Below are 12,792 nucleotides of genomic sequence, written 5' to 3'. Positions count from 1 at the left end.
CCTCTCCACTTGGTGGAACTCATCATGAGCCCATGGGGGATTTGTGCCATGGCATCGGGTTTGTCGCTTGCCGCGAAACACCCCTCGAACCTCCCCGTCACCCGGTCGCCGAGGGGCGAAAGCCCTGGTAAGTACGGCCTACCTTGCTGGCGGCGGTCAGAAATCGTGCGTAGTTTCGAGGTGTTCAGGGGGAGTGGGTGCCTGCACAGGCCCGGGCATACCCGTGTCGTGCTCGCGCGCACCCATTTCGCATCAAAAGGGGAGTAGAACCACATGTCCATCATCGACATCGAAGCACCGCTGCACGAGGCCCACCGCGACAACCACACCCACCGTGACGTCAACGGTGGCTGGCTGCGCCCGGCCGTCTTCGGTGCCATGGACGGACTGGTCTCCAACCTCGCCCTGATGACCGGTGTGGCGGGCGGTGCGGTCGCGACGCAGACCATCGTCATCACCGGGCTCGCGGGTCTGGCCGCGGGCGCCTTCTCGATGGCGGCCGGTGAGTACACCTCGGTCGCCTCCCAGCGCGAGCTGGTCCTCGCCGAGCTGGACATAGAGCGGCAGCAGCTGAAGAAGCACCCCGTCGACGAGATGGAGGAGCTGGCCGAGCTCTACGTCTCGCGCGGGGTCGAACCCGCCCTCGCCCGCGAGGTCGCGATGCAGCTGTCCCGCGACCCGGAGCAGGCGCTGGAGATCCACGCCCGCGAGGAGCTGGGCATCGACCCGGACGACCTGCCGTCGCCGCTGGTCGCCGCGGTGTCGTCGTTCGGCGCCTTCGCGCTCGGCGCGCTGCTGCCCGTACTGCCGTACCTGCTCGGCGCGACCGCGCTGTGGCCCGCGGTGCTGCTGGCCCTGGTCGGCCTGTTCCTGTGCGGCGCCGTCGTCTCCCGGGTCACCGCCCGGTCCTGGTGGTACAGCGGCCTGCGCCAGCTGCTCCTGGGTGGCGCGGCCGCGGGTGTGACGTACATCCTGGGCACGTGGATCGGTGGCGTCGTAGGCTGACCGCTCGGAGGATGAGACACTATGCATAGGGCCGCATAAGTAGTTCGTTACTCACCGGTTTCGATCGGTTTCGATCGTGTGTCCGGTGGGCAATAAGGCTTAGGCGGTTGGGCAATGATGCCCAGCCCACACGGGACTTCCGCCCCGCGCATCCGCCCGCGCAGGTCCCCTCTTTCCGATTCGCGCAGTGTCCGCATGCTGGAACGAGATATCCGGTTCCCGGGATTGCCGCCATCATGTAACCTGCACGAAATTTCGCAGAGGGCCAACGTCGTCCCTCGGCTATGCATATGCCACGACGACGACGGGAGTCCCGATGCGTTCCGCATCCACGCACTCCGCGACCGGCCCCAGCACCACCGCCTGGTCGCCCATGGACGGTCGCCCCGCCCAGCAGGGCATGTACGACCCGCGCAACGAGCACGACGCCTGTGGCGTCGGTTTCGTGGCCAACCTCACCGGCGAGGCCAGCCACACGCTGGTCGAGCAGGCGCTGACCGTACTGCGGAACCTCGAACACCGCGGGGCCACCGGCTCCGAGCCCGACTCGGGCGACGGCGCGGGCATCCTCAGCCAGGTCCCCGACGCGTTCCTGCGCGAGGTCACCGACTTCGAGCTGCCCGAGGCCGGCGCGTACGCCGTCGGCATCGCCTTCCTCCCCGCCGACGGCACCGCACAGGCCGTCGCCGTGGAGCAGATCGAGGCCATCGCCGCCGAGGAGCACCTCACCGTGCTCGGCTGGCGCGAGGTGCCGGTCGCTCCCGACCTGCTCGGCAACGGCGCCCGCGCCACCATGCCCGCGTTCTCCCAGCTCTTCGTGAGCAACGGGAGCACCGGCATCGAGCTGGACCGCAAGGCGTTCGTGCTGCGCAAGCGCGCCGAGCGCGAAGCGGGCGTGTACTTCCCGTCGCTGTCCGCCCGCACCATCGTCTACAAGGGCATGCTGACCACCGGCCAGCTGGAGCCCTTCTTCCCGGACCTCTCCGACCGTCGCTTCGCCTCGACGCTCGCCCTGGTCCACTCGCGGTTCTCGACGAACACCTTCCCGTCCTGGCCGCTCGCCCACCCGTACCGCTTCGTCGCGCACAACGGCGAGATCAACACGGTCAAGGGCAACCGCAACTGGATGAAGGCCCGCGAGTCCCAGCTGGCCTCCGGCGTCTTCGGCGAGGGCGCGCTGGAGCGGATCTTCCCGATCTGTACGCCCGACGCCTCCGACTCGGCGTCCTTCGACGAGGTCCTGGAGCTGCTCCACCTCGGTGGCCGTTCGCTCCCGCACAGCGTGCTGATGATGATCCCCGAGGCGTGGGAGAACCACACCTCGATGGACCCCGACCGCCGTGCGTTCTACCAGTACCACTCCACCCTGATGGAGCCCTGGGACGGCCCGGCCTGCGTCACCTTCACCGACGGCACCCAGGTCGGCGCGGTCCTCGACCGCAACGGTCTGCGCCCCGGCCGCTACTGGGTCACCGACGACGGCCTCGTCGTCCTCGGCTCCGAGGTCGGCGTCCTCGACATCGACCCGGCCAAGGTCGTCCGCAAGGGCCGCCTGCAGCCCGGCAAGATGTTCCTCGTCGACACCGCCCAGAAGCGGATCATCGAGGACGACGAGATCAAGGCCGAGCTCGCGGGCGCGGCGCCGTACGCCGAGTGGCTCGAATCCGGTGAGATCGAGCTGGAGGACCTCCCCGAGCGCGAGCACATCGTGCACACCCACGCCTCGGTCACGCGCCGCCAGCAGACCTTCGGGTACACCGAGGAAGAGCTGAAGATCATCCTGGCGCCGATGGCCCGTACCGGCGGCGAGCCGCTCGGTTCCATGGGCACGGACTCCCCGATCGCGGCCCTGTCCGAGCGCCCCCGGCTGCTCTTCGACTACTTCACCCAGCTCTTCGCGCAGGTCACCAACCCGCCGCTGGACGCCATCCGCGAGGAGCTCGTCACCTCGCTGCTGTCCTCGCTGGGCCCCGAGGGCAACCTGCTGGAGCCGACCTCCGCGTCGTGCCGCAGCGTCACCCTGCCCTTCCCGGTGATCGACAACGACGAGCTGGCCAAGCTCGTCCACATCAACGCCGACGGCGACATGTCCGGCATGAAGGCCGCCACCCTCTCGGGCCTCTACCGGGTCTCGGGCGGTGGCGAGGCGCTCGCCGCGCGGATCGAGGAGATCCGCGCCGAGGCCGACGCCGCCATAGAGAACGGCGCCCGCCTGATCGTCCTGTCGGACCGGCACTCCGACGCCGAGCACGCGCCGATCCCCTCGCTGCTGCTCACCTCCGCGGTGCACCACCACCTCATCGCCACCAAGCAGCGCACCCAGGTGGGTCTGCTGATCGAGGCCGGCGACGTCCGCGAGGTCCACCACGTCGCCCTGCTCATCGGCTACGGCGCGGCCGCGGTCAACCCGTACCTGGCCATGGAGTCCGTCGAGGACCTGCTGCGCGCGGGCACCTTCCTGGCGGACCTGGAGCCCGAGCAGGCCATCAAGAACCTGATCTACGCGCTCGGCAAGGGCGTCCTGAAGGTCATGTCCAAGATGGGCATCTCCACGGTCGCCTCCTACCGCGGCGCCCAGGTCTTCGAGGCCATCGGCCTGAACGACGACTTCGTCGGCACGTACTTCAGCGGCACCGCCACCAAGATCGGCGGCGCCGGTCTCGACGTCATCGCCAAGGAGGTGGCCGCGCGCCACGCCAAGGCGTACCCCGTCTCCGGCATCGCCCCGGCGCACCGCGCGCTGGACATCGGCGGCGAGTACCAGTGGCGCCGCGAGGGCGAGCCGCACCTGTTCGACCCGGACACGGTCTTCCGCCTCCAGCACGCCACCCGCAACCGCCGGTACGACATCTTCAAGCAGTACACGGACCGGGTGAACGAGCAGTCCGAGCGGCTGATGACGCTCCGCGGCCTCTTCGGCTTCAAGACGAGCGCGAACGGCGAGGGCTCCGGTGCACGCCCGGCGATCTCCATCGACGAGGTCGAGTCGGTCGCCGACATCGTCAAGCGCTTCTCCACGGGCGCCATGTCGTACGGATCCATCTCGCGCGAGGCCCACGAGACCCTCGCCATCGCCATGAACCAGCTGGGCGCCAAGTCCAACACGGGTGAGGGCGGCGAGGACCCGGACCGCCTGTACGACCCGGCGCGCCGCTCGGCGATCAAGCAGGTCGCCTCCGGCCGCTTCGGCGTCACCAGCGAGTACCTGGTCAACGCGGACGACATCCAGATCAAGATGGCGCAGGGCGCCAAGCCCGGCGAGGGCGGCCAGCTGCCCGGCCACAAGGTCTACCCGTGGGTCGCCAAGACCCGGCACTCCACCCCGGGCGTCGGCCTGATCTCCCCGCCGCCGCACCACGACATCTACTCCATCGAGGACCTGGCTCAGCTGATCCACGACCTCAAGAACGCCAACCCGGCCGCCCGCATCCACGTGAAGCTGGTCTCCGAGGTCGGCGTGGGCACGGTCGCCGCCGGTGTGTCCAAGGCGCACGCGGACGTCGTCCTCATCTCCGGCCACGACGGCGGTACGGGCGCGTCTCCTTTGACGTCGCTCAAGCACGCGGGCGGTCCCTGGGAGCTCGGCCTCGCCGAGACCCAGCAGACGCTGCTGCTCAACGGCCTGCGCGACCGCATCGTCGTCCAGACCGACGGCCAGCTCAAGACCGGCCGCGACGTCATCATCGCCGCGCTGCTCGGCGCCGAGGAGTTCGGTTTCGCGACCGCGCCGCTCGTCGTCTCCGGCTGCGTCATGATGCGCGTCTGCCACCTCGACACCTGCCCCGTCGGCATCGCCACGCAGAACCCGGTCCTGCGCGACCGCTTCTCCGGCAAGCCCGAATTCGTCGTCAACTTCTTCGAGTTCATCGCGCAGGAGGTGCGCGAGCTGCTCGCCGAGCTGGGCTTCCGCACCATCGAGGAGGCCGTCGGTCACGCCGAACTCCTCGACACCACCAAGGCCGTCGCGCACTGGAAGGCCCAGGGCCTCGACCTGGACCCGCTCTTCCACGTGCCCGAGCTGCCCGAGGGCGCGGTCCGCCACGCCGTCATCGAGCAGGACCACGGTCTGGCCAAGGCCCTCGACAACGAGCTGATCCGGCTGTCCGCCGACGCGCTGAACGCCCCGAACGCCGAGGCCGCCCACCCGGTCCGCGCGCAGGTCGCGATCCGCAACATCAACCGGACCGTCGGCACCATGCTCGGCCACGAGGTCACCAAGCGGTTCGGCGGCGCGGGCCTGCCCGACGACACCATCGACCTCACCTTCACGGGTTCGGCCGGTCAGTCCTTCGGCGCCTTCCTGCCGCGCGGCATCACGCTGCGCCTGGAGGGCGACGCCAACGACTACGTGGGCAAGGGGCTCTCCGGCGGCCGGATCGTGGTCCGCCCGGACCGCGGCGCCGACCACCTGGCCGAGTACTCGACCATCGCGGGCAACACCATCGGCTACGGCGCGACCGGCGGCGAGATGTTCCTGCGCGGCCGCACCGGCGAGCGCTTCTGCGTCCGCAACTCCGGCGCCCTGGTCGTCTCGGAGGGCGTGGGCGACCACGGCTGCGAGTACATGACCGGTGGCCAGGCCGTGGTCCTGGGCGAGACCGGGCGCAACTTCGCGGCCGGCATGTCGGGCGGCGTCGCGTACGTCATCGACCTCGACCCCTGCAACGTCAACGTCGGCAACGCGGGCGCGGTCGAGACCGACCTGTCCGACGCCGACAAGCAGTGGCTGCACGATGTGGTGCGCCGCCACGAGGAGGAGACCGGCTCGACCGTGGCCGCCAAGCTCCTCGCTGACTGGTCCGTCTCGGTGGACCGCTTCAGCAAGATCATCCCGACCACGTACAAGGCAGTGCTCGCCGCCAAGGACGCCGCTGAGCGGGCCGGACTCTCCGAGTCCGAGACCACCGAGAAGATGATGGAGGCGGCGACCCATGGCTGACCCGAAGGGCTTCCTCACCACCCCCCGCGAGACCGCCTGTTCCCGTCCCGTCGCCGAGCGGCTGAAGGACTGGAACGAGGTCTACGTCCCGGGTTCGCTGCTGCCGATCATCAGCAAGCAGGCCGGTCGCTGCATGGACTGCGGCATCCCGTTCTGCCACAACGGCTGCCCGCTCGGGAACCTGATCCCCGAGTGGAACGACTTCGCCTACCGCGAGGACTGGACCGCCGCGTCCGAGCGCCTGCACGCCACGAACAACTTCCCGGAGTTCACCGGCCGCCTGTGCCCGGCTCCGTGCGAGTCGGCGTGCGTGCTCGGCATCAACCAGCCGGCCGTCACCATCAAGAACGTCGAAGTCTCGATCATCGACAAGGCGTGGGACAACGGCGACGTCACCCCGCAGCCGCCGGACCGGCTGTCCGGCAAGACCGTCGCCGTCATCGGCTCGGGCCCGGCGGGACTCGCCGCCGCCCAGCAGCTGACGCGGGCCGGTCACACGGTCGCGGTGTTCGAGCGCGCGGACCGCATCGGCGGCCTGCTGCGGTACGGCATCCCCGAGTTCAAGATGGAGAAGGTGCACATCAACCGCCGCATCGAGCAGATGCGCGCGGAGGGCACCAAGTTCCGTACGGGCGTCGAGATCGGTCGGGACATCCCGGCCGACGGGCTGCGCCGCCGCTACGACGCGGTCGTCATCGCGGCCGGCGCCACGGTCTCCCGCGACCTCCCGGTCCCGGGCCGCGACCTGAACGGCATCCACTTCGCGATGGAGTACCTGCCGCTGGCGAACAAGGTGCAGGAGGGCGACTTCGTGGCGCCCCCCATCACCGCCGCGGGCAAGCACGTCGTCGTCATCGGCGGCGGTGACACGGGCGCGGACTGCGTGGGCACCGCCCACCGCCAGGGCGCGGCCTCGGTCACCCAGCTGGAGATCATGCCGCGTCCCTCCGAGGACCGGCCGGCCGGCCAGCCGTGGCCGACCTTCCCCATGCTGTACAAGGTCACCTCGGCCCACGAGGAGGGCGGCGAGCGGATCTACTCCGTCTCGACGACCCACTTCGAGGGCGACGAGGACGGCAACGTCCAGTCCCTGCACCTGGTCGAGGTGGCCTTCGAGGACGGCAAGCTCGTCCAGAAGGAGGGCACCGAGCGGGTCATCCCGGCGCAGCTGGTCACCCTCGCGATGGGCTTCACCGGCACCGACCAGGCCAACGGCCTGGTGGAGCAGTTCGGACTGGAGCTGGACGCGCGCGGCAACGTCGCGCGGGACGCCTCCTACGCGACCAACGTGGACGGCGTCTTCGTCGCCGGCGACGCGGGCCGCGGCCAGTCCCTGATCGTGTGGGCCATCGCCGAAGGCCGCTCCGCGGCCCGCGGCGTGGACCGCTTCCTGACGGGCGCGAGCACCCTCCCGTACCCGGTCAAGCCGACGGACCGCTCGCTGATGGTGTAACCGCCCCCGGCCCCCTTCCCCCCCCGGAACTCCGGGGAGGGGAGGCCCTCAAACGGTCCGTACAAAGGCGTACGGGACTCTGACACGGCGCCCGCCAGTCTCCGACCAGGGAAGGCGGGCGCTGTGGCATGCCCGGGGGCGGGTGGGGTCAGCCGATCCGGGTCGCGTAGCGCAGCTGCGCGCGGTCGGCGGGCATGACCATCACGTCGGCCTGGAGGGGGCGGTCGGCCGCGTCCAGGGTGACCCTGGACAGGACCAGGACCGGTTCGCCGGGGCCGGTGCGCAGGTGCTCGCACTCCTCGGGGCTCGGCAACCGGGCCGTCACGTGCTCCACCGCGCGGACACCGACGTGCCCCAGCGCGGCGAGCAGCGTGACGGAGCCGCCGCGGATCTTCGCCGTGCCCGCCAAAGGGGTCCCCGCCGCGATGGTCGCGGGGTAGTAGCTGTCCGTCAACTCGGTCGGGATCCCGTCCAGTTCGATCAGACGCCGACGCCTTACGACGCCCCCTCCGGCGGGGAGCCGGAGCATCCGGGCGACCTCCTCCGGCGCGGCTTGCTCCCCGGCGTACAGGATGCGCTGCCCGCCGGACCGCCCCCGGGCCGCTGCCTCGGCCGTCCACGCGTCCACCGCCCCCGCCGCGCGGGGCGTCAGGTACGGCATCGACGCACTGGTCCAGCGGCCTTCGCTCATGCTGCTCTCCGTATTCCCGTCAGGCCCGGTGGGGGCGGCGCTCCAGGCGGACGTACGTGGTGGCGTAGTACGCGAGGACCGCGCCGAACTGGACCGCGAGGATTTCGTGGGTGGAGAAGGTTGGCAGCCAGGGAGCGCTGACGGCTTCCACCAGCGCCACCGACAGCCCTCCGATCGCGCGGTCGCGCCAGGCGGGGCGGGGGAAGACGGGGGCATACCCGCCGCCGTGCCCGCCGTGCTCGTTCCCGAGTGCCTCGTCGAGGGGACGTGACATGATGGAGCCTCCAGTGGATTCACTTGTTGTTGACGGCTAAGCGGCCTTGATGCATGCGGACGCCACTGGACCTTGGGGGGACCGGTAGGACGGTCCCCCCAAACTCTTTCCAGGTGTCTGCTGAGGTCAGCCTAGCTCAGTCCAACGTCCATCGTGAGCCGCTCTGTTGAGTTGGCTGAGCGATGCTGCCGCCTCGACCTGACGAATGCAGCCTGGCCCTCGGTGAACTGCGGTGTAGTCGTATCCACGGGGATTCGCGCCGCAGTTGGGGTGTGACAGTTGCTAGCATCGCCGAAGTGGGGCAGGAGAGTGCGGTGTCAATGGCCGCCCGCAGGAAGGGGAACGGCGTGCTTGAGCCCATTCGGACGGGGCTTCCGGTGACCGTGATGGAGGTCCGGCCGAAGCTCGCCATCGGGGTGTTGGACTGGGAGAGTGTCCTGGCGATCGTCCACGACCCGCAGCTCGTGGAGCTCTCCGCTTCCGGGCGGGTGGACCTGGGGCTCGGTGAATACGCGCAACTGCGCAGCCAGGTGCAGAGGTTGATCGGTGGCGCCGGGACGTCGAAGGCCCGGAACATCACGTCTTACGCCGAGTACATCGCGCAGGGGATCAGGGGTGAGCTCAGCGACGGCTGGTCCGTGCCGCCGCTCACCTGGTGGTGTCCGAGGCCGCTGAGTATCGGCCGGGGTGGGAAGACGTTTCTTCCGCTCCGCGATCTGATCATTGCGGTCGACGCCGAGACCCAGGTCTCGGCCATGCACCGGGTGCGCAAGAACTATCGGGACTACGGACTGGAGGGCTTCGACTTCTCGCAGGCCAACGTGGCCTTCGAGATCTTCCACGGCGTCTCCACCGGCCATGCGCGACAGATCTTCCATGACCGGAACCTGAAGGGCGTGCCCGTCGACAAGTCGCTCGCCCTGTCGATGGACTCGCGCGATCTGGCGACCACCGTGACGCGCGCGCTGGTGGACAACGTGGTCGTCACGCTCCGGGGCGAGAAGGTCCGCCTCACGGACTACGTCCTCACGGGCAAGCGGCAGATCGCCAGTAGCGCGCGCGAGTGGGTGACGCTCTCCGCGGTGCGGACCCTCGTGGTCACCACCCTGCTCGGCAAGTCCGGCATCCAGTCCACCTCCGGCGGCGTCACCCTCCACGACCTCCCGGGGGACTTCACTGCGGAGGAGGTGATGGACGCGGTGACGTCCCTGCTGGGAGAGGTCATCAATCGGTTCGCCGAGGCGTTCGCCTCCCGGTCCGCGATCACCGCGCCCGCCGTGCTCGCAGGGCTCGGGGCCACCCTGCATCATGCGATGCCCTGGTCGGGCGTTAGCGACGACGGCGAGGACGTCATGGCGCTGCTCGGCGACGTGCGGTGGGAGCGGGACGCCCGCTTCTGGGGCGGGGTCGCCGCCACGGTCCGCTCCGACGGCAAGGTGACCTGGGGCGGTGGTGCCAAGGACTCCGGGTACAAGGTTTACGACGCTCTGACCGACCCCGAATCGGTGTCGGGCTGCAAGGTCCGAGGGCTTTGAGGGCACTGCTACCCGCGAGTATTGACTAATAGTCAAAGTGGGATCAGTCTCGGGGGCGAGCCGTTGTCGTGGTGTCGCCGTCGTGGGAGGTCGTCCCGTGGGTGCAGAGGAACTCGCCAGGCTGGGTGTGGAGTTGAAGGGGGCGTCGGTGCCCGGGTCGTTCGCCGGGCTGGCGGACGGGGAGCTCGGGCGGCTCGCCGACGCGCTGCGCGCGGAGCGGGAGCGGCAGGCCGTCGGGCTCGGCGACGCCGCCGAGGAGGCGTTGAAGCTCGTCCCCGCGCTCGCCCGCGGCGCCGTGCGCAAGGTGCTCTTCCGGTGAGCCGCGCCGAGGTGGAGAAGGTGGCACGGTTGTTGGGGGAGGGCGATCCGGAGGCGCTGCGCTTCCTGGAGGCGGTGCCCGCCGAGGACGTGCGCCGCTTCCGCGAGCAGGTCACCGCCGTCCTGTACGACGGGGCGCCCGAGATGCTCGACCGGATCGCCGCCGCGACCAAGCTGGTGCCGGCCGCGGTGGCCGCCGCCATCTCGCAGAAGGCGCTCGGCCCCCGCCTCGCGGCGGCGGTCGCGGGCCGGCTCGACCCCGGGCGGGCCGCCGACATCATCGAGAAGCTCCCGGTGCCCTTCACCGTCGACTCCTGTGCCCACCTCGACCCCCGGCGGATCGCGGGCGTGGTCGACCGGCTCGACGAGGGCCTGCTCGTCCGCATCGCCGTCGCGCTCGCCGAGTCGGCCGACTTCCTCACCATGGGCCGCTTCGTCGGCCACATCCGCGACCGGGCGCTCACCCGGATCCTCGAACAGGTCGACGACGAGGCCGTCCTGCGCACCGGCTTCTACGTCGACCAGCCCGAGCGGCTGCCGCACGTCCTGCGGCTGATGGGCGACGAGCGGCTCGCGGGCGTGGTGCGCGCGGCCGCCGCGGGCGGGCTGTGGGAGGAGGCCCTCGCCGTCGCCGGGTCGGTCGACGGCGAACAGCGCGAACGGATCGCCCAGCTGACGGCCCGGCTGGACGGCGGCGCCCTCGACTCGCTGGTCCGGGCCACCCACGAGCGCGGCCTGTGGGAGGCGCTGCTCCCGCTGGTCGCGCTACTGGGGGAGGAGGACCGTACGGCCGTCGCCCGCTTGGAGGCGCTCCGCGAGCCCGAGGTGCTGCGCGGGGTGGTCCGCGCCGTCGTCGGGACCGGCCTGTGGGGAGAGTTCCTGCCGCTGGTCGGCGTGCTGCCCGAGGACGGGCGCAAGGTGGTCGCCGACACCGCGGCCCTGCTGGGCGACGGGGAGCTGGACGCGCTCGTCCGCGAGGTCGACGAGCGGGACCTGTGGGAGCTGGTCCTGCCCCTGGTGGAGCTGATGGACGACGCGGGCAAGCAGCGCGTCTTCGAGCTGCCCGCCTTCCAGGACCAGGCGGGTAGTTAGCCGGGCCGCCGCGGCCTCGCCGGGTCTCCGGGAGGCCGCGGCACCTGTATACACAGCGTCATGTCGCGAGCCATGTCGAAGGTCATGTCGAGTGTCGAGTGCCGTGTCGAGAGTCGTGTCGAGAGTCGTATCGAGTGGTGTGGCGAGGGTCGTGGCGATGGCCCCGGCAAAGGCTCCGGCGCGTCCGCCGCTGGCGGGAGGCGGGGGCTGAGGCGGCTGGTCGCCTCGGGCTGCGGGGTCGTGCTCGCGCTGAGCGGGCTCACCGCGGTGGGGCCCGTCGCCGCCGCGGACCCTGGCCCCGGCCCGGGGCCCGGCCAGTACGACTACCGGGGGCTGCGCTTCACGCTCCCCGCGAACTGGCGGGTCGTCGACCTCGACCGCACCCCCGACGCCTGCCTGCGCCTGGACGTGCCCACGCTGTACGTCGGCCACGCCGGGAGGCAGGGCGAGTGCGCGGGCCGGGCGGTCGCCGACCGCGCCGACACCCTGCACCTGGAGCCCGTACGGGACGCCCCGCCGCGCGCCGACGTGCCGACCGTCGACGTACCGGTGGGCACCGCGCTGCCCGTCACCGGGCCCCGCACGCCCAGCAACGAACTGCGCTACGCCCTCGCCCAGTCGGGGGTGATGGCCACGGCCTCCTACGGCGACACGCCCACCGCGGTCCGCGCCGTGATCGAGGGCGCCCGCCCGGTCGGCGGCCCCGGGGGCCACGCCGGCCCCCCGGCCACCGTGCCGGGCCGGCCCGCGTCCCCCGGTTCCGTCCTGCGGCCCGTCCCCGTACCGGTGGCCTCGGTCACGCCGGGCGCCTACACCGGCCCGGGCTTCGACGCGTGCACCGCGCCCGGCCAGGCCACCATGGACGGCTGGGGCGAGGAGTCCCCCTTCGGCGCCGTCGGCATCTACATCGGCGGCGGCGCCCGCGCCTGCGCCCAGCCGCAGTTGACCGCCGACTGGGTCAAGCGGCAGAGCGCGGCGGGCTGGCACCTGATGCCGATCTGGGTGGGTCGCCAGCCCTGGCGCAGTGCCACCACCGGGCTGTCCACCGACCCTGACACCGCGGCCGCGCAGGGCCGGACGGCCGCCGACGGCGCGGCCTCGGCGGCCCGCTCGCTCGGCCTGGGGGCGGGCACCGTCCTCTACAACGACCTGGAGAACTACACCGACCGGGCCACCTGGGACCGGCCGGTGGTCGCGTACGTCACCGCCTGGACCCAGCGGCTGCACGCGCTCGGCTACCGGGCCGCCGCCTACCTCGCGGCCGGTTCGGGCGTGAAGGCGCTCAGCGCCGAGCACGCGCGCACCGGGCGCGCCGTCCCGGACGTCGTCTGGGCCGCGGCCTGGAACGGGCGCGCCTCGGTCACGGACTCGGACCTGGGCCTGCCCGCGGGCGGCGGGCAGTGGGGCGGGCGCCGGCGCGCTCACCAGTACCAGGGCGACCACGACGAGACCTACGACGGCGTGACGATCAACATCGACCGCAAC

At 71.3% G+C, this 12,792-nt stretch carries 8 protein-coding genes and 1 pseudogene; 7 read left to right on the top strand and 2 right to left on the bottom strand.

Going from position 1 to position 12,792, the window contains the following annotated elements:
* The first annotated feature begins 273 nt into the window (after positions 1–273).
* From ACZ4UB_RS19900 to ACZ4UB_RS19890, 3 genes are all read left to right on the top strand, one after another.
* Positions 274–1,005 (top strand): VIT1/CCC1 transporter family protein, encoded by a 732-nt coding sequence (locus tag ACZ4UB_RS19900; RefSeq protein ID WP_354384494.1) that lies wholly within the window; start codon positions 274–276, stop codon positions 1,003–1,005.
* 373 nt (positions 1,006–1,378) lie between these two features.
* Positions 1,379–5,944: a glutamate synthase large subunit gene (gene gltB / locus ACZ4UB_RS19895; protein WP_468071916.1), complete on the top strand. Its 4,566-nt coding sequence runs from the start codon at positions 1,379–1,381 to the stop codon at positions 5,942–5,944.
* On the top strand, positions 5,937–7,397 hold the full coding sequence (locus ACZ4UB_RS19890) for a glutamate synthase subunit beta (RefSeq protein WP_468071769.1): 1,461 nt from the start codon (positions 5,937–5,939) through the stop codon (positions 7,395–7,397). Before gltB ends, ACZ4UB_RS19890 begins: the two co-directional genes overlap by 8 nt.
* Before the next feature lie 148 nt (positions 7,398–7,545).
* Here ACZ4UB_RS19890 and ACZ4UB_RS19885 read toward each other — a convergent pair whose 3' ends face one another.
* Together ACZ4UB_RS19885 and ACZ4UB_RS19880 are read right to left on the bottom strand one after the other, a co-directional pair.
* Positions 7,546–8,088 (bottom strand): GntR family transcriptional regulator, encoded by a 543-nt coding sequence (locus ACZ4UB_RS19885; RefSeq protein ID WP_468071767.1) that lies wholly within the window; start codon positions 8,086–8,088, stop codon positions 7,546–7,548.
* A 19-nt stretch (positions 8,089–8,107) separates the two neighbouring features.
* A complete protein-coding gene (locus tag ACZ4UB_RS19880; RefSeq protein ID WP_468071765.1) occupies positions 8,108–8,362 on the bottom strand; it encodes a hypothetical protein in 255 nt (84 codons plus the stop codon).
* A gap of 347 nt (positions 8,363–8,709) precedes the next feature.
* On the opposite strand from ACZ4UB_RS19880, the gene ACZ4UB_RS19875 reads away from it, so the two are divergent.
* The 4 genes and pseudogenes from ACZ4UB_RS19875 to ACZ4UB_RS19860 form a co-directional block, all read left to right on the top strand.
* Positions 8,710–9,897: a DNA sulfur modification protein DndB gene (locus ACZ4UB_RS19875; protein WP_468071763.1), complete on the top strand. Its 1,188-nt coding sequence runs from the start codon at positions 8,710–8,712 to the stop codon at positions 9,895–9,897.
* Between the two features lie 97 nt (positions 9,898–9,994).
* The gene (locus ACZ4UB_RS19870; protein ID WP_468071761.1) at positions 9,995–10,216 is read left to right on the top strand and encodes a hypothetical protein; all 222 of its coding nucleotides are present in this window, start codon (positions 9,995–9,997) and stop codon (positions 10,214–10,216) included.
* The gene (locus tag ACZ4UB_RS19865) at positions 10,213–11,307 is read left to right on the top strand and encodes a hypothetical protein (RefSeq protein ID WP_468071759.1); all 1,095 of its coding nucleotides are present in this window, start codon (positions 10,213–10,215) and stop codon (positions 11,305–11,307) included. The genes ACZ4UB_RS19870 and ACZ4UB_RS19865 overlap by 4 nt, the downstream gene beginning before the upstream one ends.
* Positions 11,308–11,367: 60 nt before the next feature.
* Positions 11,368–12,786, top strand: a pseudogene (locus ACZ4UB_RS19860) (DUF1906 domain-containing protein); the annotation flags it as partial.
* Positions 12,787–12,792 lie beyond the last annotated feature (6 nt).

It is taken from the genome of Streptomyces sp. NPDC028419 (assembly GCF_055565515.1).
The sequence above is the reverse complement of the archived record's forward strand: the minus strand, read 5'-3'. Positions and strand labels throughout refer to the sequence as shown.